The following is a 23,930-nucleotide window of genomic DNA, read 5'->3' as shown; positions in this document are numbered from 1 at the left end:
TAGCCGTTGTCGAGGTCTCTTCGGGAAACACTCGCTCGACCATCCCCTCCTTGGCGGTGCGGATCGAAGCGACAGCGCGAACTTCGCCATTCCAGCCGTCGAAGGGAACTCGTTGAGCTTTGCCATAACTGCCGGTCAAGCCGGCCTGCATTCGACCAGCATGGGTTCGCTGGACCTTGCGCTCTCCTGCTTTGGGTCGATGGCTGCCAGTTCCTCTCCTAATGCTGCGATTAAAGACGACACCCGACCTCGTACTCGCGGATGGAGATCCACAAGCCTTTCAATCAAGCGTCGACCTTCCGCGCTGGCAATAAAATTGATGCGTTCGTCGACCGGCAGCGGAGGAGGATCACGATCGGTCTCATTGCCCGGCAGGCCTTCGAAGAAGCGGCCGACCGGAACACCTAGTGAATTAGCGATCTCGTAGAGCATGGAAGCGCTCACGCGGTTTCTAGCGTTCTCATATTTTTGAAGCTGCTGAAAACTGATGCCTATAGATCGGGCAAGCTGGGCCTGCGATACGTCCGACTGCACGCGAACCGCGGCGATCTGCCTGCCCACATATTGATCAGCAGGGTGCGGGCCACTCTCGATTCCATCGTTTGCCGGTGCGTTGAAGACGCTGCGGCGCCCTCGCTCCGCAAATGCTTTTCGGAACTGCATCAGTCGCTCCATGTGTAGAGAGTTTGTCTCGGTAAGCCCCCGCGAAAATCACCAAACCGACGAATGATCGCGACTTCTGTACCTTGTTGCCGAAGTTCAGCTCGAGACTTTCTGCTCTCTAATCCGAGTTATATCGTCTAAGGCCGAGCGGATCTGTGGCCACGGGGGCTCACTGTCATGTAGCGAATACTCCCCTTCCCTAAGCGCTGCATTTAGCTTGGCAGCTATACCGGCGAGCGACGTTGCAGGAACTTGGGATAAGGCTTCGAGGAATTCCTTCGCCCGCTCGCCAGCTTCGCGCTCAGCAAGTAAGGCTGTCGAATAACCAATCTCCCTAGCGGCGGCATCCCAGCGCGCCTGATTGGCTACGATTTCAGCTTCAGCTTGGGTGCGGGCCACTGTGTTAGCCGGACGAACACCGAGCAATTCCTGGAGGGCTTCAACGGAGTGAACTGTCACGCTCTCGCCGTCGGACAAGGTAACTGTCGTGCAAGGGAAGCCAACGGTTTCGATAAGTACCCTCTCCAGCCGCTGCTGCTGATTGCAAAGCCGTTCAGCCTCTTCCCAAGCCGCCTGCCATCGTTTCCACACCGCCACCGCAGGATCAATGGCGTCATCACCCTCCAAGTCGATGCGAGCAAACGATGTAGCCTGTGTCGCCGCCGTTGCGGTTGCTGTTCCCTCAAGCACCTTCCTGCGGGTGACGAAAGGCCAAGTCGTGTTATTGTCGGAATCAGCCATGATCCGAGCTCCGCAAAGCGTGGGCGTGGTTAGACTGTTGGAAGCGGGGGAACCACTTCCAACGGCCGTTACCTAAAACAAGCATATTTGCACTTTTTGTGCAACAGGGCATTTGAACAATGAAGATAAGTGCGGCCCAAGTTCGCGCGGCCCGTGGGCTTCTCGACATTTCTCAACAGGAACTGGCGGATCTATCCAAGGTAAGTTTGAGGACGATCGTGCAGTTCGAACGTGGTTCGAAACCAGCATCTGAATCAATCCTGCAAGCGCTGAAGCTATCGCTCGAAGCAGCCGGAATAGAATTCATTCCAGAGAATGGCGGTGGCCCTGGTGTGCGCTTGTCACGCGGTACCGCGAACACTTAGACGAAGGCGGCATCTACAGGCGCCTTTAGGACTATCTGTTTCTCAATCAATGTCAGCAATGCGCCTCTTGCAGCCATTCGACAAACCTGATGGTCGTCATAAAAGCGGACATCAATCCGATTGCGTGTCACTGATCGCGCCTTCGCAATCGGTGCTCAGTCCACTGTGGATCTGGTGACCGTCTCCTTCATAGCCTGGTGCGACCTCGGCCGCACCGCCTATGGCGACGCGTCGTGGTCGGTGCTCGGCGACAGATTCGCCCGTATCGCGCTAGAGAACCCGTGACCGCTTGGCAAAGGATAGATCGTCGGACTAGGTTGCCGGCTCTAGATTTTTGGGGGGCAAATGATAAAATTCCGACTTACGGATACTGGACTAGATTTCGAGTACAAGGCCGACAATGCTGACCAAAGATGGGTATGGAGTGAGCTTGAGGAGAAGAGGTCCGTTACCATCTCGTCGGTGTTCCACTTCGACAAGGACGACCTGACCAATCCTCCTACCAAGAAGACCAAAATCGACGACTACTACTGGTATAATTTCCCCTTCGGCAAATTTGAGGACGAGTACGTTCGTATTTCTGGAGAGTATCTGGGTATCGCAAATGATGTTCTCATGCCGAAAGACACAAAGTTCAAGCGGACGCTCTTCGCCGCCGAGCGCAACATCTCTATCTTCGGACGCCTAGCAGACCTGCTTGAGCACGACGATCCCATCGTTATCGGCGGCAAGCGGTCGGGCGCCATTCCGATGAGCGTTTACGAAGAACTGCTCGATAAGTTCCCGAACACCCATGAAGTGGACCGGTACGCTGGTGCTCGGGTGACCACGATCCTGTCGCAGCATCTCGACGGATTGAAGGACGCCCGTGGTCGTTATGAGAAATACCTCAACAAAAAAATGTCCGGTGCCGCCGGCATGAAGCTCGATCTCGACGAGCTGAAAAAGCTTGAGATCGAGAAGTATCTTCTGATCCGCGACCTCATAAAGGATGCCTTAGAGACCAAGACCAATCTCGACGAGAAGCAGTGGCAGACGCTGATGCTTTCCTTTCTGCTGCTGCTGTTCCCCAAGTACATCAGGGTCCTCGAGAATGTGACGATCAACGACTATTACAGTAAGCCGGGGGGGGAAGACGTCGCGGTACATCGATCTGGCGCTGCTCGACGCCAATGGCAATCTCGACGTAATTGAACTCAAGAGGTCATTCGAGAACAAGATCCTTCGCAAAAGCCAGTATCGAGACAACAGCATACCGACGTCCGAGCTCAGCGGCGCCATCATGCAAGCCGAGAAGTACCTGTTCCACCTTTCGAAATGGGGTATCCAGGGCGAGCGGGAACTGACCAAGCGATACGCGGCAGACATACCTGAGGGCATGGCGATCCGCATCTCAAATCCAAAGGCGATCATCATCTTGGGGCGGGATCAAATGGAGGGGCTAGACATGGACGACGGCCAGCGCCTCGATTTCGAAGTGATCAAGCGCAAGTATGCAAACATGATGGATATCATTACATACGACGATCTCCTTCGCCGCCTGGACAACACCATAGTCGCGCTGGGCGGTGAGACCGTGATTACGAGGAAGCCGTGAGTCTCAGGGCCACATGCTCTCCTGGTTCTGCCGCACGACCTTGAACTCCTCGAACGATCCGCGGGCCATGTAGACATCGACGCTCGGATCGGAAACATGGCTTGAACGTTATCGCGCTCATGGATGCCTCCGTGGTCAGAATGCGAAGATGCAGTGCGGCTCACAGCTGATCAGGACAACAGGTCGATCGCTGTGCGGGTAAGAGCAGCGACACCGAAACCGATGCAACGTTCATCCGGTTGATAGTCCGTATTGTGCACACGGTCATTTCGGCCGGGTTGTGAAGAGCCTACAAAAATATGCGCGGACGGCATTAGTTCAGTGAAGTAGGCAAAATCCTCGGTCCCGTAATCTCCTGGACATTCGATTAACGAGCTTTCGCCAAACTGCTGCACTAGCGATCCTACGGTTGAATTCAGTATGGCATCATCATTGACCTCGGGCGGGCAACCGCGGATGAAATTGATCTCGCACGTCAAACCCATTGCTGCCGCGACACCGTCGCAGATCTCGTGGAATCGGTTTTTCATGATTTCGCGAGACTCGGCCGAACGACATCTGATGGTTCCCTCGAAGAAGCAGGTTTCGGGAATGATATTGAAGGCAGTGCCGCCATGGATCTGGCCGATCGTCAACACGGGCGCGGCGGCAGGATTCACGGAGCGGGACACGGCGGTTTGCAATTGCATTATGATTGCCGAAGCGGTGACTATTGGGTCGAGAGCAGTATAGGGGCGGGCTGCGTGGCCGGATCGGCCTTTCACAACGACACCGAATTCATCCCCTGACGCAAAGACAGCGCCCCGCACAAATCCGAACTTTCCAACCGCTAGTTCAGGCATATTGTGGAAACCAAGTGCTATGGACGCGCCTTCCGCAGCGCCTTCCGCGACCATTCGCTTTGCGCCGCTGTCGATGGTTTCTTCGGCGGGCTGAAACACGAGGCGAACGCTTCCGCGCAGGCGAGGCGCCATACCGGCGAGAATGCGTCCGACGCCCAACAAGGTTGCGGTGTGAAGGTCATGGCCACAGGCATGCATTCGACCGGGAATGGTGCTCGCGAACGGAAGCCCTGTCGCTTCGTCCATCGGCAGCGCATCCATGTCCGCACGTATCAAGACCAGCGGACCGGAACCCGCGCCGCCAGGAATGTCTACTGTCACGCCAAGTCCGCCGACTCCCGTCCGTGGGATAAGCCCGAAGGATTGCAATTCTTCCGTGACAAGCGCCGAGGTGCGCGGCGTATCGTGGCCGAGTTCGGGATGGGCGTGGATGTCTCGACGGATCGCGATCAAGGACGGTTCCAAGGCCGCTGCCTCGCGCTCGATCAGCGAAGAGATGTCGTTAATACGGTCGCTCATAGGAGTTCCTTTCTTGTTGACCGAAACTAGCGGTCCCGCCGAAGGAAGTTAGCCAAAGTTCTCTGATGCCCTCGACAGTCTGATGAAATGTGCGGCCAAGCCCCTGTCAGCTCGGAGGCCCCACTATCGGACGGGCCCCCGCCGTTCACTGGTGACTGATTGTCGCTTTTCCGAAAACGCCGCGAGTAGGCGCTTGGTGTACGGATGGCGCGGATGCTCAAAAACCTCGTCCACGTCCCCGCTCTCGACGACCCGGCCATTGAGTAGAACCAAAGTTCGATTGGCCAGTTGGCGAACCACAGCCAGGTCATGGGTCACAAAAATTGCAGCTGCGTTCGTCTGCCGAACTTGCTCTGCTATCAGGTTCAGGATGTCAGCCTGAACGGAAACGTCGAGTGCGCTTGTCGGTTCATCAAAGACGATGACCTGAGGCTTGCCAGCAAGCGCACATGCGATGGCAACCCGCTGCAGAAGACCGCCTGACAGGCTTCGCGCGAAATTGCCAAGATTGTAGTGAGGCAGTCGGACTTTGTCCGCCTGGGCCTTCTGATCAGCCGTGGTGGAGCGGCGGCCGGCCGCGAGCGCCAGGCATCGTCCGATCTGATCCCCGACCCTGCGCCGCCTGTTCAATGCGCTCGCGGGGTTCTGAAAAACAATCCGAATGTCGGAAAGGCACTCGCTTGTGCGTTCGCCAAAGTAGGGCGGAAGGCGCGTGCCATTCATTGAAATCGAACCCGCATCGGGTGCGATCAGTCCGACAAGCCCCTTCAGCAAAGTCGATTTGCCGCTGCCCGATTCGCCCACGACGGCCAATATCTCGCCGGGCCGGAGTTCGAAACTGACGTCCTCGAGTATTTGTCGACGGCTGGCCCCGCGACCATAGGACATGGCGAGACCTTCGACTTTAAGCCGGATTTCAGGCGCTTGAGGCCGTGTCGCGTGCTGGCCGCGGGCGGGGATGCTTGTCAGAGTTTCCGAGATTGGATGATGGCACCTAAAGCGTGTGGTTTCCTCACTGATGTCCGGACGCTGCCTTTCGCAGATCTCCGTCGCCATGCCGCACCGCGGCGCGAACAGGCATCCCTCCAGACGGTCGAGTTGGCTCGGTGAAGGCGGCGCGCCTTTGATCCCCTGAAGTGTACGCCGCTCCGTAACAGATGGCAGACAGGCCAGCAGGGCCCTCGTGTATGGGTGTCGGGCATGCGCAATGACTTCGTCAGCCGGCCCCTGCTCGACAAGTTCACCGCCATACATCACCGCGATATCGTCGCAAAGGTTATGCACTTGGCCAATGTCGTGTGAGATGAAGACCAATCCAGCGCGCCGCTCCCTGCGAAGAGCCTTCAGAAGCTCTATGATCTCGCTTGCAACAGTGGCGTCGAGGCCAGTCGTGGGCTCGTCTAGCACAAGGACGGCCGGATCATTTGCAAGGGCGAGCGCGATGATGACGCGCTGCTGCATACCTCCCGACAGCTGGTGCGGGTAGGACGCCAGAACCTGAGTCACGTTGCGGATCTTGACGCTTTCCAGCAGCGCGGCAGCGCGTTCTCCACGCTTGCGTGAAGCAAGGCCAAGCAGTCGCAAGCGTTCGTCGAAGACCGAACCAATGCGTCGGCTAGGGTCAAGTGCGCCGCCCGGGTTCTGGAACACGACCGATAGGCGTCCGGCAAGTTCCCGCCGGTTTCGCGATGCCAGCTGCGCTGTGAGGTCGTTCCCGTTGATTTGTATGTTGCCGCCGGTCAAGACGCCGTTGGAAGACATGCAGTTTGCGAGTGCCAATGCCAACGTCGACTTGCCCGAACCGGACTCGCCGACAATGCCCAGCGCTGCTCCGGGAGCGACGCTCAGCGAAACATTGCGGACCACGCTTAGAATTCCGGAGCCGACACGATAGCCAATCGACACATCCTCGCAGGCGAGTGCGGCTATGCTGTCAGGGGCGACCGTCATTCGAAGACCTCTGCGAAACGTTCGGTCAGCAGCGTCATCGATGTGACCAGCAGGGCGATTGCCAGTGCCGGGAAAAGTGTCGGCCACCAAATTCCAGCAACAAGCTGCTGGTACTCCTCGTTGATCATCAGCCCCCAATCGGGTGTGGGTGGCTGAACGCCAAATCCAAGGAAAGAGAGGCTCGCAGCTACGAAGATTGCAAAGCAGGCCCGGACAGAGAACTCGACCACAACGACGGGTAGCGTATTGGGTAGAATTTCCACGAGCATGACGTACCAGGCGCTCTCTCCACGCAGCTTCGCCTGCGCCACGTACTCAAGAGCGGTCTCGGCCAGGACGGCACTGCGGAATGTTCGCGAAACCGGAGCTGCGAAGATCAGGCCGATGATCGCTCCCACTCCGATCGGAGTCGGTTTCACCGCCACCACCACAGCGAGCGCTATTAGAATGGTGGGTACCGCCAGGACCGCATCAATAATGCGGCTCAGAACATCATCGACGATGCCCTGAAAATATCCGGCGCAGAACCCAATCAGGCCCCCGACGATAACGGCGACCGCTGCCGCGACGGGCGCAATGATGATCACCGTACGCGATCCCGCCAGAACTCGAGCGAAGACGTCCCGGCCGAATTTGTCGGTTCCAAACCAATGCTCCAGTGAAGGCGGGAGATAACTGTCGAAAGGCCGCGTGATCAGAGGGTCTTGGATCGGCAGCCACTGATAGGTGAGCCCCACAACAACAAGTGCAGCGACTATCGAAGCGGCTAACAAAAAGCTTGGCGAGCGATGCATCGTGCTTCGGCCTACTTGAACCGGCGGCGGGGATCGAGAAGGTAGACGAGTGCGTCGCCGATCAGGATGGATGCCATGAAGACGATACCTGACACGAGGACGCCGGCCATGAGCATCGGAAGGTCGAGCTTCTGGCTAGCCTTCAGGATCAGAAGCCCGATCCCGTCGTAGTTGAAAAGAAGCTCGACGACCGTAAGGCTTCCTACAAGATAGCCTACCTGAGTGGCGATAACCGGGATGGTCGGCACGATGCTGTTTCTGAGGACATTCCTCAAAACGATGCTTCTTTCGGAAAAGCCGAGGGTCCTGGCGTAACGGACATGGTCTGACAGATAGACTTCGCTAGCCCGTGCCCTGATCATCCTGGTGAGGTAACCTGTCAGCACCGTCGAGACCGTTATTGCGGGCAAAACCAGAGCGCGGAGCCGTTCCAGCAGGCTGCTGCCGTCTGAGACCTGCGCGGACGTCGGAAACACGCCCAGCATCACGCCGAAAACGATGAGCAGAACCACGCCAACAACAAACTCCGGAATGGCCGTGGCGATGACGCTTGCGTTACCAATCATTCCACCGAGCCATGTTTTTTCATTGCGGGCTGCCAGAAGTGAAAGGACCACGCTTGATGGCAATGCAATCACGATGGCGAATAGCGCGAGAAGGGAGGAGTTACCGAGGGCGCGGCCGACAAAGGGCGCGACTGGTGCCCGATAGACATAGGACGTCCCGAAATTCCCGCGAACGAAATCGCCGGCCCATTCGAGGTACCTGACGAGCAACGGTCGATTCACCCCAAGCAGTTCGTTCAATTTGTCTACGGACCGCTGGTCCGCCAGGGGGCCTAAAATGCGGCGACCAACATCGCCCGGCAGGACTTGGACGACCACGAAAATTATTATGCTGAGCAGGAAAAGGGAGAGGAGGCTCAAGCCTCCTCTCCTCAGCAAGGTCGCCGCACCTCCATTCATACGAGGAAGGCCGCTTCTCCAAGGAACAAATGTCCCATGGCAGTAGGCTGAACGCCGGTTACGCGGATCGAATGCACCACGTTGAAGTTGTAGAAATAGAGTCCGAGCTGCGGCGTTTCTTCCAGCAGCAGCCTTTCGATCTCGCCAGCTGTTTTCTGCTGGGTCTCGAGGTCCGTGGCGGCGAAGTACTTAGCCATTAGAGCGTCATAGGTCGCATTCTTGAAGTGCGCGGCATTCCAAACGCCCTTCGATGACAACTGGGCAGACAGGAAGACATTGGGAACGCCCCGATGCCCATAGTCGTCGATTCCGAAGGGCGAATCCAGGAACGGCGAAGTTCCGAACTTGAGGTCGCCGTAATACTGGTCCGTACCCATCTGAACGATGTTGACCGTGATTCCGATTGTTCGCAGCTGGTCTTGGAGCAGCACCGCCAACTCAGGGATGGCACCGGATTTCTGGGTAAGAAGATCCACGTTGAAGCCATCGGCAACCCCGGCTTCAGCAAGAAGCACCTTGGCGGCCGGAATGTCTTGCACGCGCTGAGGGACCGACTTGTCGCTGGAGGCGAAGAAATGCGCGAACGGTGTGTCGTTACCTACTTCTGCCTTGTTGTCGAAGAGTACCTTGACCAGTGCAGCTCGGTCGATAGCCAGCGCGACAGCCCTTCTGATGCGAGCATCGTTGAACGGCGGCATGTCGACACGCATGTGAATGACTTCATGGCTCGAGCTCGGGATGCTGATCACAGCGACCTTTGGATTGTTGAACAAGGCAGCACCAGCGCGTGCGGGAAATCCGCTCAGAACATCGGCTGCGCCACTCTGGATCGCCAGGATCGCCGCGCCGATGTCGTCGTAAAAGGTCCAGTCGACCTCGTCGAAGCTTGGGATGGGCCCCCAGTAGTTTTCGTTTTTCACGTAGGTGACACCGCGCCCCGGGCGCAACTCTTTCAGCTTCCAGGGGCCGGTACCGTTGTGATTGTTCGCATAGTCACTGTTGTCGCCATTCTTCAGTATGACGCAGTTGTAGTTGTCTGAAGAGGCCGTATACGGAAAATTTCCATAGGGTGCGTCGAGCGTGAATTCGACGGTTGTGTCGTCCTTAGCGACTGCTCCGCCTTTGCTGAGGATGCCGCTCAGTGCAGACAATGCATTGGAGCCTACGTCAGGATCGGCGTGACGGTTAAACGTGGCGGCAACGTCTTTCGCCGTCATCGGGGTGCCGTCATGGAACGAGACGCCTGATCTGATCTTGTAGACCCATACTTTCCCGCCTTCGCGCGCCTCCCAACTCTCAGCAAGCGCCGGCTTCAAAGTTCCGCCTGCCTGTGAGATTGCGAGGTATTCTCCTGGTTGACTGATGATCAGCCGGCCGCCGACTTCCGAAACCGCAAATGGATCGAGGGCGGTCGCCGGTGTAGTGACCGCACCCTTCAAAATACCGCCCTTCTGCGTGGCCGCGATGGAATTGCGCGAGAACGCAAGCGCGGCGACTGCGGCACCACTCGTGGCAAGGAACGCCCGGCGCGAAACACCTGCGAGAAGCGCCAATTTTCCAAGTTCTAATTGGTTTTGCACTGCACTAACCCTCCATCTGCAAGCGGCCGAAGACGGATTAGTTTCGCCGAAACGTGGTATCGGAAAATTTCAAAATTGCCCACTAATTGAAATTGAACGCGTATGATGGGGCGGATTTTATGCGGAAATCGTCACTTCATGCGGTGTCAGCGCATTCAGCCGACGGACGCGCAGGTATTATGAATTGGTATCAAGGCTGCCGAGTGGCACGGTCGGCCATTGCCATGCCATGCCATGCCATGCCATGAAGACCGTCGTCGTCAGCGAGCGCGGGCAACGCAACTTCTGAGATCCGCTGCGGCACAAGCTGCGCGCCCAACCGTCGGCTTGGGCTAAAGATTTCAAGAACTCGACTCAATGTGATGCCCAATTTCATTGGGGGGTCAAAATTGATGCCAATCGATCCCCATTCTCCTGCAATCAAGAATTGACCGCCTCCAAGGCTGCAAACCTAGCTTGAGGCTGGGACCAGCTCGCAAAGGGGTCCAAGCCGGACGGTTGGAGCGCTCCAGTGACCCGGCGTCCGCCGTTCCCAAGATGAAGGAGAGAAATAATGACTGATATGGGTCAGGACTATATGGATGTGGCGATGGTGCTGAGCCGATATTTCGATGGCCTCTACAATTGCGACGCATCCCTGCTTGGTGAGGTGTTTCACCCGAAGGCTCAACTCGCAACGGTCAGTGAGGGAGATCTGGCTACGCTGGATGTCCCAAGCTGGCTCGATCTTGTTGCGAAACGTGAGTCTCCGGCCAGCCGTGGGGAGGCCCGGCTTGATCAAATCGTTTCGATCGAATTTGGCAGCCTGAACACCGCGCTTGCAAGGGTGCAATGCGCCATTGGTCCCAAACTGTTCACCGATTTCATTTCTCTCGTACGGATTGCCGACGATTGGAGGATCATTGCAAAGGTCTATCAGTTCGAGCTGACTGACTAGAGCGGGATGAATTTGGCTTGAATCGAAGGGGATCCCCAAGGGTCTGCAAATCAGATTCAAAGTGCTGGCTGGAAAAGGAGGCCGGCATGGATGGGCAAGCCATATTCGAACGATCTTCGGGACCGGGTTGTCGCTTCGGTTGAGCAGGAGGGGCTTTCGCGCAGGCAAGCAGCGGCGCGTTATGATGTCGGTATCAGCTCTGTGATCAGGTGGGTTGGGCGCTTTCGAGAAACAGGCAGCGTCCGCCCCGGCCAGATCGGTGGACACAAGCCCAAGAAGATCCGCGGCGCCCACCGCGACTGGTTAATCGAGCGCTGCCGCAATGAGGCCTTTACCTTGCGTGGGCTGGTCGCGGAACTGGCCGAGCGCGGTCTGAAGGTGGACTATCGCTCGGTTTGGGCGTTCGTTCACGACGAGAAGCTCAGTTATAAAAAAAGACGCTGGTCGCGGCCGAACAGAGGCGCCCCGACATCGCGCGCCGGCGTCAGGAATGGTTGAAGTATCGCATCGGGATCGATCCTTCCCGCCTGGTGTTCATCGACGAGACCTGGACCAAGACCAACATGGCGCCGCTGCGAGGCTGGGCGCCGGTGGGAGAACGGCTCCTCGCCGAGGTCCCGCACGGCCACTGGCAGACCATGACTTTCCTGGCGGCGCTGCGCCATGATCGCCTGGACGCGCCGTGGCTGATCGACGGACCGATCAACGGCGAGCGGTTCCGGCTCTATGTCGAGCAGGTTCTGGTTCCGACCCTCAAACCCGGCGACATCGTGATCATGGACAATCTCGGCTCGCACAAGGGTAAGGCAGTACGCCGCGCCATTCGCGGCGCCGGTGCCAGGCTCCTGCTGTTGCCGAAATACTCGCCCGATCTGAACCCGATCGAGCAAGTCTTTGCCAAGCTCAAACATTGGCTCAGAAAGGGGGCGCGGCGAACTGTCGATACCGTCTGCGACGCCATCGGCAAAATCCTCGATGCCATCACAGCAACCGAATGCCTCAACTACTTCGAAAACGCCGGATACCGTTTAAGCTAAAATCATCCGACTCTAGGACAGCGTCATCGGCGGCTGATTGCGAGTGCAGCCGCCGATGCTACAGAAACGCTCCATAGGGGAACGTAGCGTTCGGGGGCTCGACATCGCGCCGGCGATTTTCGAAACGATCCTTGACTCTCATCGCGGCCATCAGCGGGCGGAGGAACCAGGGATTGCCGTTGTAGAAAGGTGACGACTCGAAGGGCACTTTGGAATAATTGGTTTCGCCCTCGGGTTTTCCGAGCACCTGGAAAGCGACCTTTCTGCCGAAATAGGATCCTTGGGGCATTCCCATGAATGTGAAGCCGGTCGCATACCAGACGCCGTCCGAGCGCTGGCCGATCTTCGGCATTGTGTCGAGCGGCGCGGCGCAAAAGCCGCTCCAGGCATAGCTCACCCGCACGTCTGCCAGATCGGGCAAAACCGAAAGCAGGTCTTTTCGCAGCAGGCTCGCCTTCGCACGAATGGGCATCGCTTTGCCCGTGCGGCCAGACGTGATGATGCGCTTCCCGTCAGGGGTCAGACGGATGGCCATGGTATCGAAATCGGCGTCGGTGTAGCTCCGGTTGGTGGGCAAAAGTCGGGCAAGCCTCTGACGGTCCACTTCTTCGGTGGCAATCGCGAACCCCTGGAACGGAACCAGGCGCCTGGCGAACCAGTTCATCTCTTTGCCGGTATACCCATTGGTGGCGACGATGACGTCCGTCGCCCGAAGCGTGCCCAACGGCGTTTCGACGTCAAACTTGTCGGCCGATTTTGTGATACCTGAGACACGGGCGTTGCTGTACACTAGCACGCCGAGTTTGGTGGCCGCCGCCAGCAGACCCGCGTGGTACTTTCCAGGATGGATCGTGGCCATGTCCGGAATAAGGACCCCACCGCAAAACACGTTGGAGCATCGGATCTCGCGCTGAAGCTCCGACCGGTCCAGGATATGCACGTCTTCGCCCAGACGCTTCTGGCGTAGTTTGAATTCGTCGACAACGCCGCGCAACTGGTGGGGCGATCGTGCAAGGACGACCCGTCCGGACAGATTGAAATCGCAATCGATCCCTTCACGCTGGATCACCTCCACCATACTCACGTTAAGCGCTTGGAAGAGTTCAGCATAATATGCGGTCGCCTTTTCGACGCCGTAGGCCTTGGCCAGTTCCCCGAAGGACTTCTTGAGGAAACGTCCCAGGAAGCCGGTGTTTCTCGAGCTGGCTCCAAAACCGGCAACCCCCGCATCGAACACCGCAACGCTCCTGCCCGCCCTGGCAAGTTCAATGGCGGCGTTGAGCCCGGTCACGCCGGCACCCACGATTACGGCATCCGCGGATGCCCTGAAACCCGGCGAAGACTCGCCGCCCTCCTGGCCCATGGCGTCCCACCAATAGGCCCTCTCCACAAAATCTGGAGCGATGTTCGCGCTGCCTCCGCTGCTAGCGTTCCGCAGGTTTTCCTGTGCACTCATGAGGTATCTCGCTTCAAGGGTCACATTACCAAGGCAATGCCGTTCGCAATTCTCGGTGCCTGTTCTTCCAACGCGTCTCGAGGATCGCTATCAGCTGGTTGAACACTTCTCAGATTTGCGCCCTGGGCCGCAAATGGCCCGGGACGCGCGCTCCTAGTTCTGCGGATAAGGTCCGTCGGGAGGATTGTTCGGGTCCGAAATCATGCGTCCATTGTTGCCTACGATCTCGCCTTTCTTGACGAGGATCGACCCGGCTTTCATCACGATGTCAACATTGTGCAAATGTTTGATATCGAGGCTGGGGTCACCGTCAACGACGAGGATGTCGGCCAGCATATCCGGAGCGATGGTACCGACCTTGTTCTCGATCTCCAGAAGCTGAGCCCCATTCAATGTGGCCGCCCTGATGGCTTCCAAATTTGTGAGGCCGCAATGGATGAGCCACTGCATCTCCCAGATCACGGATGCCGCAGGGTTGACCGGAAGCGCGCTATCGGTGCCCACGGCCAGCTGGATGCCCATCTTGTGCGCGAGCGATACGACCTCGAGGTGAGTTCTCATCCGCGAGGCGATTTCCTTCATGAACCACGCCTCCATGCCGATGACTGAGCCCTGGCCGGCAAGCATCTGGAAGGTCCAGATGGTCGGGACTAGGTGCACTTCCCGTTCGAGCATCAGCTTCAACGCGGCCTCATCCGCCAGCACACCGTGTTCGATAGAATCTATGCCAGCGTTCACTGAATTAATGATCGACTGGGGATTGACGGCGTGCGCTGCGGTCGTGGCCCCTCTCGCATGCGCTTCCTGAACTCCGGCCACCATTTCCGCCTCGGTCAGATGAACGTCGTAAGGGCTCTCCCAAGCTTCGGCAGCCGCCCCCGAGGCCATGAACTTGATGATCTCGGCACCGGCCATCATTTGCTTGCGTGTCTGGTGCCGAACCTCGTCTGGGCCGTCGGCCGCCACGCACAGGCGGGGGCCGTGCCCGCCGGTCATATTGATCCCCCTGCCGCATGAATAGATGCGCGGGCCTACCGTGCGCCCTTGGTCAATCAGTTGCTTGAGAGCGAAAATGCCATGGCCGTGCGCCCCAACGTCTCGCACGGTGGTCACACCCCTTGCGATCAGGTCTCGCGCATTGTCGATCGAATAGAGAGCGCCCAGGGCGCTCGATTTGTTACTCAGCTTCATGTCATATTTGTCGGCTTCATATGGACTGGCCGGAATGTTCAAATGGATGTGCATGTCCATGAGCCCGGGGAGCAAGGTCTTTCCGCTGCCGTCAATCTCTACGTTAGCAGCCCCGCTCCAGGCGCCCCCCTCGAGCGATCTGATGCGGCTGTCCTCGACGACGACTGTCCTGTTTCGAAGCGGCGCCGATCCAGTCCCATCAATGACGTCGATGTTTCTAAGTACTGTGAGCATCGTTCATACCTTTGTCTTGAGCTTTTGCGGCGCGAGGCGGAAAGGATTGATGGAGAGCATCAGGGGCCACGCTTCTCCAGTCGTCGGAAAAGCAGCGACATTCCAAGACACAGAAGGAAGTACATGGCTGCGGTGGATAGCCAGGCTTCGAAAATGGCGTGCGTGGATACGACCAACTCGACGGTGCTGTAGGTGAGATCGTGCACCGAAATCAGGGAGATGATGGTGCTGTCCTTGATCAGGGTGATGAACTGACTGGCCAGTGGAGGCAGCACTTTGTGGATAGCTTGAGGCAGGATGATGAACCGCAGCAAGTCAAGCGTCCCCATGCCAAGGGATTGGGCGGCTTCGGTCTGTCCCTTGGATATTGACTGGATGCCGGCCCTGATTATCTCGCCGATGAAAGCGCTTTCGAACAAGGCCAGAACCATGACCCCCGACACAAGCGAGGGAAACTGTCTCATGTCGCCAAAGAAGAACATCCAAATTCCATTGTTCTCCTGGCGTGCGATACCCCGTGCCCACCCCTCGACGTTGAGCGCAGATATGATCTGCTCTGACAGGAAGAAGAAGAAGATGAAGATGACAACGACAGGGGGGATGTTGCGTAGCACCTCGACATAGGTTCTTGCCAGCATCCGCGTAACCAGGGTCTGGGAGCAGCGCGCCACGCCTAGAATCGTGCCCAGAATGACCGCAAGCACGGTGGCGTAGATGCAGATACGAATGGTCGTAAGCAAGCCATTGAACAGGGTGCCCGCCACCCAGCGCCCCTGACTTTCGTCATACCGAAAGATGTAGTTCGGGATGACGTGCCAACGCCAGTGGTACCGGAGGCCCCCTTCGATCTTTGCCCACACCAGCACCACGAAGATGCTGATGATGACGAGAATCATGTAGTCCCAAAAACGAAGATCTCGAAGGCGAAGCATCCTGACCCCATACAGGTAGCTGACCCCCACGGACCAAAGCGCCCGTGGGGTCATGTGGCGACTAGTTCGGGCTATCGACCTGGTCGTACCAGCCGTCGGTCGTGAACCAGTAGTCGTGGCGTTTCTTCAGCCAGTCAGTCCGCCACTCCTGCGCGATCCAGTTGTTGAAGAAGTTGAGAGCATCGATGTCACCCTTGCGGACGGCGAAGCCCTCTCCCCGCTTGTCGAAATCGATATCGGGGAATGGCAGAGAGATGGTGTCTGGATATTCGCGGGCATAGCGCGCCGGGTTCGGCGGTGTATCGAGAATCGCGGCTGCCCTTCCGTCGATCAATTCCTGGATGGCGGCACGCTCATCGTCGAACAGGACCAGCTTGGCCTTCGGGAAATTATCCGTGACTGCAACCGACGTGGTCGCGCCCCGGCGCCCCGCGAACGTAACCGAGGGATCATTGAAGTCTTCCAGACTTTTCTTGCCTTCGGTTAGCTTCTTGTTGACCACCAGCTGAACGCCGGTGGTCGAATAGTTGTCGGTGAAGTTGACGGTCATGTTGCGCTGGGCTGTGACTGACATGCCCGAAATGATCACATCGAAATTGCCGGCAATGAGCGCGGGAATGATCCCGTCCCATGCGGTGGGGTAGAACTCGACATCCACGCCCATGTCCGCCGCGAGCTTCTTTGCGACGTCTATTTCAAATCCGATGAGTTCACCGTTCTTCGCCCGGATGGCCCAAGGCGTGAAAAGTGAGAGCCCCACTTTCATCACGCCACGCTCTTTGATCGTTTCAATGACGCTTTCCTTGGAAAGCGCCTGCTGGGTTGGCTGCTTCGTTTGTGATAGCGCCGGCAGCGCCATGACAAGCGAGGCTGTAAGTGCCGCTATGAGTTTCAGTCCGGTTTTCATATCGTCCTCTCTGTGGTTCGTAGTTTTCTGATTTTCGCCCGATTGTTAATTTTCGAGTCTTCTTTCTATTGCGCTCGAAAATATCGATAGAAACAGTGTCAGGATCATGTAAATAATCGCAATGGTAAACCAGATCTCAAAACTCATATACGTATCTGAAATTAGGTTTCTTCCGACAGTTGTTAATTCTGACACCGCAATCACGCTTACGATTGCAGAGCTTTTGACAAGATTTATTGCCTCACCCGTCAGTGGCGGAAGCACGATCTTGATGGTTTGGGGCAGGATGATTTCGCGAAAGGCCAGCGAATCCGACATCCCGATGGATCGCGCGGCCTCCCATTGGCCTTGGGATACGGACTTTATGCCGGCCCTGAAGACCTCCGAGACTAGTGCCGCATGATAGGCCGCCAGGCACAAAACCGCTGCGGCGAAGCGATCAAAATTGAATATCTGTCCAAGTATGTAATAGAAAAGATATAAGAGGATCAGAATCGGAGTATTGCGCACTATCTCCAAATAGATAGTCGCCACTGCGGAGCCCACAACCAATTTTGACAATCTTAGAAGGACTATTCCGAGTCCCAGGACCGTTGCTAACCCGAAAGCCAGCACCGACAGCTTTATCGTTCCCCACAGGCCCCAAACCAATTCTCCCAGCTGGAAGCCGTCCTCGGTGTGGCGGTAGAGAAATTGTGGAACTCGGTACCACTGCCAATTGTATCCCATCGCCTCGGACCCGGTCAGCGCGGCCCTGCAGATGAGAAATACAATCAAGACATAGATGAACAGGGAGAAAGGCAGCGAGTTGCCGATCCTCGAAAGCGTGTATTTTCGCCGTTCATATTTCATTGAAATATGATCCCCAATTCCTTCAATGCCGAAGAATCTGATCCAGGAAAATTCTGCAGCGCTCGCTGGAGGGGGCGGAGAAGAATTGCTCTGGCGGTGCAACTTCGACCACCTTCCCGTTCTCCATGAAGACCATCTTGTCGGCCACACGGCGGGCAAAGCCCATCTCATGCGTGACGCAAATCATCGTCATGCCGGACTCGGCCAGTTCGACCATGACTTCCAGAACTTCGTTGATCATCTCGGGGTCGAGAGCCGATGTAGGCTCGTCGAAAAGCATGATTTTCGGCTCCATACAGAGTGATCGCGCGATTGCCACGCGCTGCTGTTGACCGCCCGAGAGTTGGCTGGGTTTCTTGTTGGCCTGTTCAGGAATGTGGACCCGTTCGAGGTACTTCCTCGCGGTCGCTTCTGCCTGGGCGCGACTTGTCTTTTTGACACGAATCGGCCCGATCGTGAGGTTTTCAAGCACCGTCAGGTGGGGGAACAAATTGAATTGCTGGAATACCATTCCAACCTCCTGGCGCACGGCCCGGATGTCTTTTGTATCCTCGGTCAGTTCCACGCCGTCGACGATGATCTTGCCGCCGTCATGCTTCTCCAGGTGGTTGATACACCGGATAAGCGTGGACTTTCCCGAGCCAGAAGGCCCACAGATCACGACACGCTCAGCGCTGCGCACGTTGAGCGTCACATCTGACAGCGCTTTGAAGTCACCGTAGAACTTGTCGACGTCGACGATCTGGATGATTGGAGCAACCGTGCTCAACGCAGCCCCCTGTCGAACCAGGTCAGTGCATGGCCCAGACAACCTTCGGCTGGACGCGTCCTTGGCGAAACGAGCGCGTCGCCTTTTCGGCCAGAGACATGCCTGGCCGCAGTGAGATCGATCCCGATTGGCATTCGCCAGACCTTTGCCATGTTGCGGCTCCAAGCGTCTGTCGATGTTTGCAAACTACCCGATCCAGTTTCTTTCAAAAGCGCGTTCGAAATGGAGCAAATCAACAAATCTGCTTCCGAATTTGTCCGCGGATTTCATTTGTGTCGGGAAGCGGATGTCGGCCTACGCGCATGGTCGAAAGCGCGGCAGACGGCCGGCAGATGTTCTCGCTGAGAAGGGGGCGTCATAAGCACGCAAAGTTCGCCGTCGCTCAATCGCGCGCAGGCCTGCAGGCATGATTAAACTGCGCGCTATTGCGCTCTACGACCGACGGGCAAATATGTCTGGAAGAGCGGAGGGCCCGGATCCTACCCTACCGCGTTTCATCGAACTGAATGATGGGTTCGAACTTGACTGTCTTGATCGCGAAGTAGCTGTTGATGGATTGTATCTGGGGAACGGTTGACAGCGGCTCCGTGATCGTTCGCTCGAAGTCCGCCATGTCCGTGAAAACGGAAACAAGAAGCAAGTCCCGGCTGCCTGTGACATTGTAGCAGATGATCACTTCCGGGATGTTTTTGATCAGGCGGATTGCTTCGTCTCGAGAGCGCCGATCGATGCTGTTGAGCCGAACTTCCGTAATTGTCACCAGCCTGGGGCCGACCTTGTCAGGATTGACCAGCGCGATCTCCCGCTCGATGTAGCCGGTTTCACGCAGACGACGGACCCTGCGAAGACAGGACGCTGGCGACGTCCCGACGTCCGCGGCGAGCTTGGCATTGGTGACCGTGCTGTCGCGTTGCAGCCGGTTCAAGATCTTGCGATCAATCTGGTCGAGGTCCGCGCGTCTGGTAGACATTCCAAGCATCCTAACTTTGGGCGGTGAAATTTTCTGCCAATTCGATGCGCAGATATCGTATGCGATTTCAATCTAAGATCAATTTATGCCGAAATTCCTCATTCTGGCTCGATATTGTCACACCGCGAGCACATGCTGGAAGAGCGGAATGTCGAGACAATTGGATTTCAGAAGCGACACGCTGACCATGCCGAATAAGGCGATGCGGGCCTGCATGGCCGACGCGGAAGTCGGCGACGATTACTATCGTGAAGATCCGACAATCCGCGCTTTGGAAGAATATGCGGCGGAACTGGTTGGCAAGGAAGCGGCGCTGTTTGTGCTCAGCGGCACGATGGGCAACCTGGTATCGATCAGGGCGCAGGTGCCGCACGGATCGGCCGCGATCGTCAGCAATTCCTCGCATATCCATATCAATGAAACCGGTCATCTGGCGGCCGTGTGCGGACTAACCTCCCACCCGCTACCGACGCCAGATGGCCGGTACCCGCTGGAGCTGTTGACTAACTTCGCGCCTTTGCTGGCAAGCAACCAGAGGCCGTCTGTCCTCAATCCGGTCCTCAAGCTGATCTGCGTCGAGAACACCCATAATGGCGAGGGTGGCCGCTGCCTCGATGCGGATTATCTCACGCAGGTCAGGGATTTCGCTTCCGCCCGTGGCATGGTGTTACACATCGACGGGGCCAGGCTCTTCAACGCGGCAGTCGCGCTGTCCTGCAAACCATCCGATCTCGCGGACCCGGCTCACAGTGTTACTTTTTGCCTTTCGAAAGGCCTCGGCGCTCCAGGCGGAGCGATTGTCGCGGGCAGCCGGGAACTCATCGAGGAAGCACGCCGGTGGCGTCAGATGGTCGGCGGGGGGATGCGCCAGGCCGGCATTTTGGCTGCGGCGGGCTTGATGGCGTTGCGGGAAAATATTGACGATCTCGGTATCGACCATCGCAATGCGAAGCGTCTGGCGGCAGGACTGAAGGAGGTCGGGCTAGAGGTTAGTCCGTCCGACGTCGAAACCAATATCGTCATGGCCTACGTGCCAGACGCGTTTGGCGACCCGCGGGCTTTCCACATCCTCATGGCGGAAGCCGGTGTGTTGGTCCTCCAGCCCAAAGGCAAAAGGCTGCGCTTTGTCACGCATCGCGATCTAACGGGCGCGGATATCGAGGCGGCCGTCGAGCAACTCCACAGAATTACCCGCGCCTACAAAACTGGGACATATCATGCAGACCGGACTTAAGTGCATAGCTGTCGTACACAACACCCTCGGCGAGTGCCCGGTCTGGGATGTTGATCAGCAGTGCCTCTATTGGGTGGATATCACCGAGAAAATTTTGCACCGCTATGATTCTGCGACAGCAGCGGTCAAGACTTGGAAAACGCCTTTCGAGTTCGGGTCCATCGCCCTTCGGAAAGATGGACAGAGCATCATTGCCGGCACACGCGACGGGTTTGCCATCTATGATCTCACCTCCGGGGGTTGCGAGCATTTTTCAACGCCCGAGGAGCCTTTCCCAGGGAACCGCATGAACGACGGTAAGTGCGATCCCGCGGGTCGCTTCTGGTGCGGGAGCATTCACGAGGTCTCCGATCCGTCCCAAAGACGCCCCATCGCTTCCATGTACAGGGTGGACGCTGACCGCAGCGTCACGAAGGTGCGCGACGGCATCAAGACCAGCAACGGGTTTGCCTGGAGCCAGGACGGCCGGACGATGTATTTCACTGACACGCCGACGCTGAACATTCTCGCTTTCGACTACGACGTTCAGTCGGGAAGAATGAGCAACGAGCGGGTGTTTGCCACGGTGCCTCATGGCCAAGGCCGTCCAGATGGCGCGACGGTGGACGTCGAGGGATGTCTGTGGAGCGCGCATTTCGCGGGCTGGAAAGTGACGCGCTACTCGCCGTCCGGCGACGTCTTGCTGACAGTTGAACTCCCCGCTCAGAATGTCACATCTTGCACGTTCGGTGGCCCGGACATGTCCACGTTGTTCATTACCACCGCGCGCGAGGATCTTACCGAGGAGGATCTCCTGCGGCAGCCGCTCGCCGGAAATGTCTTCGCCTACGACGCCGGCGTGGCGGGCGTGCCAATGAATCGCTACGCGGGTTAGTTTTCAAGCTCGCATTCAACGGAAATTGAAGGGGCTGTGCTTTGCAGAGAATTCTTATCACCGGCGCGGCAGGGCGCCTCGGGCGCGTACTGAGGAATGGTCTGGCCAATGCCGATCGCACCTTGCGTCTGCTCGACATCGCCAATCTCGGAACACCCGGTGATCACGAGGAGATATGGAACGCTGACGCTACAAATCTGCCGGAAATGATCGAAGCGATGGACGGCGTCGATGTCGTCGTCCATCTGGCGGCCTTTCCCGAGGAAGCACCCTGGGAAACTATCTTTCCCCTCAACTATTCCCTCACTTATGCCGTCTTCGAAGCTGCCCGGCGCGCAGGCGTGAAGCGCGTGGTTTTCGCGAGTTCGGTGCAGGCCGTAGGCTTCCACCCACTCGAAAACACGATCGATGAGACCGTGCGCATACGTCCCAGTGGCTATTACGGCGTGTCCAAGGCGTGTGGTGAGGCCCTCGCCAGCCTGTACGCGGACAAGTACGGCCTATCGGTGGCTTGCGTGCGCGTGGCGTCGTTTGAACCCAAGCCAACCGATATGCGGATGCTATCGACATGGCTGAGCCATGAGGACGGGATCCATCTTTTCGAACAATGCATCAAAGCGCCCGAGCATCACTACTACGTTGTCTATGGCGTTTCCAGGAACACCCGCGCGCGGGTCGACAACTCCCATGTCGCGTGGCTCGGATTCAAGCCCCGCTCGAATGCGGAAGACTACCTCGCGGATATCCTCAAGAGCGGCGAGCCCTTGGGTCCACTGGCAGGAAAGACGCAAGGAGGCGGCGCCTGCGATATCGGCTTTTCGGGTGATATCGAGAAGACCCTGAACGCGCTGTGAGCTGCATGCCGAGGCAGAGTTTCCAAACCGGAACCCACGATGAAATACACTGACCTGTATATCGACGGAACCTGGCGGGCCGGTTCCACGAAGGCCCGCTTCGATGTCATCAATCCGGCGAACGAATCCGTTTTGGCATCAGTCGCTTCGGCTGACATCCCTGACGCGGACGCGGCCCTGGACGCTGCGGAAGCGGCAATGGACTTTTGGTCGAAACAAACGCCGCGGCATCGGTCCGAGGTCTTGCGGAAGGCCTGGGAGTTGATGTCCGCGCGACTGAATGAGTTCGCCCACCTGATCACGCTGGAAAACGGCAAGGCTAAAGCCGACGCAACGGCCGAGGCAAAGTACGCGGCGGAGTTCTTTCGATGGTTCTCCGAGGAAGCGGTTCGAGTCGACGGCCTCGTGAAGCATGCTCCGGATTCCGGTGCGAGAATCCTTGTCCAGCAAAGGCCGGCTGGCATCGCCGTTCTCATCACGCCCTGGAACTATCCCGCTGCTATGGGTACCCGCAAAATTGCCCCGGCACTGGCTGCAGGCTGCGCCGTGGTGATAAAGCCCGCGTCCGAGACGCCGCTTACAATGCTTGCGCTCATGCCGTTGCTGGAAGAAGCAGGCGTTCCTAGGGGCCTGGTAAACGTACTTCCGACCTTGCGCCCGGCCGAACTGGTCGACCATCTTCTTCATGACAAGCGGGTTCGGGTCGTGAGCTTTACGGGCTCGACCGGTGTGGGGCGAAAGCTCCTGCATTCGGCGGCCGATCAGATCCTGAAGCCGGCCATGGAACTCGGCGGAAATGCGCCATTGATCGTTTTCGGTGACGCAAATCTTGACATTGCCATCGAGGGCACCATGCGGGCCAAGATGCGCAATCTCGGTGAGGCCTGTACGGCAGCGAACCGCATCTACGTCCACGACGATATCGCTGCTGAGTTCACAAAGAGGCTGACGCGTGAGATGGCGCGGCTCACGGTTGGCGACGGCACACTGGACGGGATCGATGTTGGCCCGCTGGTCAATGCCAGCACCCGGGACAAGGTGGCCCGATTCGTCGAAGACGCCGTGTCACGCGGCGCCAAGATCCAAACAGGTGGAGTGGTACCGGAGGGTAAAGGCTTCTTCTATCCTCCTACCGTGTTGTCAGACGTCCCGGAGGATGCTGCCTGTGTTCACGACGAGATATTCGGGCCTGTAGCGGCGATCCAAACCTTCAAGGAAGACGAAGACGTTATCCGCAGGGCGAACAACACGGAGTACGGCTTAGTCGCCTATGTGTTCTCGGAAGATATGAGGCACGCTCTCCAGATTTGCGAGCGGTTGGAATACGGAATGGTTGGGCTCAACCGAGGCCTGGTGTCTGATCCTGCTGCCCCTTTTGGAGGTGTTAAGCAGTCCGGCCTCGGTCGTGAAGGTGGCCATGAAGGAATGCTTGAATTCATGGAGACCCAGTATATTTCGGCGAGCTGGTAGAGGTCGCGCCGATATCTTGCTTCCCAGTTCTCAGATCGCGGGAAGTAGGCATCAATCCCATAACCCCCTGATGTGCGTTTTGGCGCGTCGAATTTGCCGTTTGGGCAGGCACGTTCGCGCAGTATACGCGGCTCTCAGTTGCGGAGTTCACCTCAAGCGTCATGTCGGCGTTGCCGCCTGCCACGGGAATGGCGTCG

The 23,930-nt window shown here is 57.5% G+C and carries 24 protein-coding genes; 10 read left to right on the top strand and 14 right to left on the bottom strand.

The features are described from left to right. Positions 1 to 135: 135 nt before the first annotated feature. Positions 136 to 663 (bottom strand): helix-turn-helix domain-containing protein, encoded by a 528-nt coding sequence (locus AC04SF_RS03770; protein WP_488476557.1) that lies wholly within the window; start codon positions 661 to 663, stop codon positions 136 to 138. 96 nt (positions 664 to 759) lie between these two features. Then, positions 760 to 1,404 carry a hypothetical protein gene (locus AC04SF_RS03765; protein WP_488476556.1) on the bottom strand — a complete coding sequence of 215 codons (645 nt, stop codon included), beginning with the start codon at positions 1,402 to 1,404 and terminating at the stop codon, positions 760 to 762. A 119-nt stretch (positions 1,405 to 1,523) separates the two neighbouring features. Between AC04SF_RS03765 and AC04SF_RS03760 the strand changes: the two genes are divergently transcribed. The 4 genes from AC04SF_RS03760 (at position 1,524) to AC04SF_RS03745 (ending at position 3,366) form a co-directional block, all read left to right on the top strand. Next, positions 1,524 to 1,769, top strand: a complete 246-nt coding sequence (locus tag AC04SF_RS03760) for a helix-turn-helix domain-containing protein (protein ID WP_488476555.1) — start codon at positions 1,524 to 1,526, stop codon at positions 1,767 to 1,769. A gap of 120 nt (positions 1,770 to 1,889) precedes the next feature. Beyond that, positions 1,890 to 2,054, top strand: a complete 165-nt coding sequence (locus AC04SF_RS03755) for a hypothetical protein (RefSeq protein ID WP_488476554.1) — start codon at positions 1,890 to 1,892, stop codon at positions 2,052 to 2,054. Between the two features lie 177 nt (positions 2,055 to 2,231). After that, positions 2,232 to 2,963, top strand: coding sequence for a hypothetical protein (locus AC04SF_RS03750; RefSeq protein WP_488476553.1), 732 nt, complete (start codon positions 2,232 to 2,234; stop codon positions 2,961 to 2,963). Next, positions 2,881 to 3,366: a Shedu immune nuclease family protein gene (locus AC04SF_RS03745; protein ID WP_488476678.1), complete on the top strand. Its 486-nt coding sequence runs from the start codon at positions 2,881 to 2,883 to the stop codon at positions 3,364 to 3,366. The genes AC04SF_RS03750 and AC04SF_RS03745 overlap by 83 nt, the downstream gene beginning before the upstream one ends. A 170-nt stretch (positions 3,367 to 3,536) precedes the next feature. Here the strand turns inward: AC04SF_RS03745 and AC04SF_RS03740 are convergent, their stop codons facing one another. The 5 genes from AC04SF_RS03740 to AC04SF_RS03720 all read right to left on the bottom strand — a co-directional run bounded on the left by AC04SF_RS03740 (position 3,537) and on the right by AC04SF_RS03720 (position 10,016). Next, the gene (locus AC04SF_RS03740; RefSeq protein ID WP_488476552.1) at positions 3,537 to 4,727 is read right to left on the bottom strand and encodes a M20 metallopeptidase family protein; all 1,191 of its coding nucleotides are present in this window, start codon (positions 4,725 to 4,727) and stop codon (positions 3,537 to 3,539) included. Positions 4,728 to 4,850: 123 nt separating this feature from the next. Then, positions 4,851 to 6,677, bottom strand: a complete 1,827-nt coding sequence (locus tag AC04SF_RS03735) for an ABC transporter ATP-binding protein (RefSeq protein WP_488476551.1) — start codon at positions 6,675 to 6,677, stop codon at positions 4,851 to 4,853. Beyond that, on the bottom strand, positions 6,674 to 7,471 hold the full coding sequence (locus AC04SF_RS03730) for an ABC transporter permease (protein ID WP_488476550.1): 798 nt from the start codon (positions 7,469 to 7,471) through the stop codon (positions 6,674 to 6,676). The genes AC04SF_RS03735 and AC04SF_RS03730 overlap by 4 nt, the downstream gene beginning before the upstream one ends. 11 nt (positions 7,472 to 7,482) lie before the next feature. Then, positions 7,483 to 8,436, bottom strand: coding sequence for an ABC transporter permease (locus AC04SF_RS03725; RefSeq protein ID WP_488476549.1), 954 nt, complete (start codon positions 8,434 to 8,436; stop codon positions 7,483 to 7,485). Next, entirely contained in the window at positions 8,433 to 10,016 is a 1,584-nt protein-coding gene (locus tag AC04SF_RS03720; RefSeq protein ID WP_488476548.1) for an ABC transporter substrate-binding protein, read from the bottom strand. Before AC04SF_RS03720 ends, AC04SF_RS03725 begins: the two co-directional genes overlap by 4 nt. 553 nt (positions 10,017 to 10,569) lie before the next feature. Between AC04SF_RS03720 and AC04SF_RS03715 the strand changes: the two genes are divergently transcribed. Together AC04SF_RS03715 and AC04SF_RS03710 are read left to right on the top strand one after the other, a co-directional pair. Next, entirely contained in the window at positions 10,570 to 10,953 is a 384-nt protein-coding gene (locus AC04SF_RS03715) for a nuclear transport factor 2 family protein (RefSeq protein ID WP_488476547.1), read from the top strand. 90 nt (positions 10,954 to 11,043) lie between these two features. Beyond that, a protein-coding gene (locus AC04SF_RS03710) for an IS630 family transposase (RefSeq protein ID WP_488476546.1) occupies positions 11,044 to 11,990 on the top strand; the annotation gives its coding sequence in 2 pieces (ribosomal slippage) (positions 11,044 to 11,382 and positions 11,385 to 11,990; 945 coding nt in all). A 58-nt stretch (positions 11,991 to 12,048) separates the two neighbouring features. On the opposite strand, the gene AC04SF_RS03705 is transcribed toward AC04SF_RS03710, so the two are convergent. The 7 genes from AC04SF_RS03705 to AC04SF_RS03675 all read right to left on the bottom strand — a co-directional run bounded on the left by AC04SF_RS03705 (position 12,049) and on the right by AC04SF_RS03675 (position 19,301). After that, positions 12,049 to 13,446, bottom strand: coding sequence for an NAD(P)/FAD-dependent oxidoreductase (locus tag AC04SF_RS03705; protein WP_488476545.1), 1,398 nt, complete (start codon positions 13,444 to 13,446; stop codon positions 12,049 to 12,051). A gap of 153 nt (positions 13,447 to 13,599) precedes the next feature. Then, on the bottom strand, positions 13,600 to 14,871 hold the full coding sequence (locus tag AC04SF_RS03700) for a metal-dependent hydrolase family protein (protein WP_488476544.1): 1,272 nt from the start codon (positions 14,869 to 14,871) through the stop codon (positions 13,600 to 13,602). A gap of 59 nt (positions 14,872 to 14,930) precedes the next feature. Then, positions 14,931 to 15,767 carry an amino acid ABC transporter permease gene (locus tag AC04SF_RS03695; RefSeq protein WP_488476543.1) on the bottom strand — a complete coding sequence of 279 codons (837 nt, stop codon included), beginning with the start codon at positions 15,765 to 15,767 and terminating at the stop codon, positions 14,931 to 14,933. 97 nt (positions 15,768 to 15,864) lie between these two features. Further along, a complete protein-coding gene (locus AC04SF_RS03690; protein WP_488476542.1) occupies positions 15,865 to 16,710 on the bottom strand; it encodes a transporter substrate-binding domain-containing protein in 846 nt (281 codons plus the stop codon). A 45-nt stretch (positions 16,711 to 16,755) separates the two neighbouring features. Beyond that, positions 16,756 to 17,562 (bottom strand): amino acid ABC transporter permease, encoded by an 807-nt coding sequence (locus AC04SF_RS03685; protein WP_488476541.1) that lies wholly within the window; start codon positions 17,560 to 17,562, stop codon positions 16,756 to 16,758. 22 nt (positions 17,563 to 17,584) lie between these two features. Continuing rightward, the gene (locus tag AC04SF_RS03680) at positions 17,585 to 18,331 is read right to left on the bottom strand and encodes an amino acid ABC transporter ATP-binding protein (protein ID WP_488476540.1); all 747 of its coding nucleotides are present in this window, start codon (positions 18,329 to 18,331) and stop codon (positions 17,585 to 17,587) included. 484 nt (positions 18,332 to 18,815) lie between these two features. Then, positions 18,816 to 19,301: an Lrp/AsnC family transcriptional regulator gene (locus tag AC04SF_RS03675; RefSeq protein ID WP_488476539.1), complete on the bottom strand. Its 486-nt coding sequence runs from the start codon at positions 19,299 to 19,301 to the stop codon at positions 18,816 to 18,818. Positions 19,302 to 19,449: 148 nt separating this feature from the next. Between AC04SF_RS03675 and AC04SF_RS03670 the strand changes: the two genes are divergently transcribed. Genes AC04SF_RS03670 through AC04SF_RS03655 form a run of 4 tightly spaced genes read left to right on the top strand, consistent with a single transcriptional unit; the run spans position 19,450 to position 23,733 of the window. Further along, positions 19,450 to 20,535: a threonine aldolase family protein gene (locus AC04SF_RS03670; RefSeq protein ID WP_488476538.1), complete on the top strand. Its 1,086-nt coding sequence runs from the start codon at positions 19,450 to 19,452 to the stop codon at positions 20,533 to 20,535. Beyond that, the gene (locus AC04SF_RS03665) at positions 20,519 to 21,409 is read left to right on the top strand and encodes an SMP-30/gluconolactonase/LRE family protein (RefSeq protein WP_488476537.1); all 891 of its coding nucleotides are present in this window, start codon (positions 20,519 to 20,521) and stop codon (positions 21,407 to 21,409) included. The genes AC04SF_RS03670 and AC04SF_RS03665 overlap by 17 nt, the downstream gene beginning before the upstream one ends. A gap of 41 nt (positions 21,410 to 21,450) precedes the next feature. Next, positions 21,451 to 22,263: an NAD-dependent epimerase/dehydratase family protein gene (locus AC04SF_RS03660; RefSeq protein WP_488476536.1), complete on the top strand. Its 813-nt coding sequence runs from the start codon at positions 21,451 to 21,453 to the stop codon at positions 22,261 to 22,263. A gap of 39 nt (positions 22,264 to 22,302) precedes the next feature. Beyond that, the gene (locus AC04SF_RS03655; RefSeq protein WP_488476535.1) at positions 22,303 to 23,733 is read left to right on the top strand and encodes an NAD-dependent succinate-semialdehyde dehydrogenase; all 1,431 of its coding nucleotides are present in this window, start codon (positions 22,303 to 22,305) and stop codon (positions 23,731 to 23,733) included. The last annotated feature ends 197 nt before the right edge of the window (positions 23,734 to 23,930 follow it).

This window comes from Mesorhizobium sp. CNPSo 4671 (assembly GCF_057784245.1).
The sequence above is the reverse complement of the archived record's forward strand: the minus strand, read 5'-3'. Positions and strand labels throughout refer to the sequence as shown.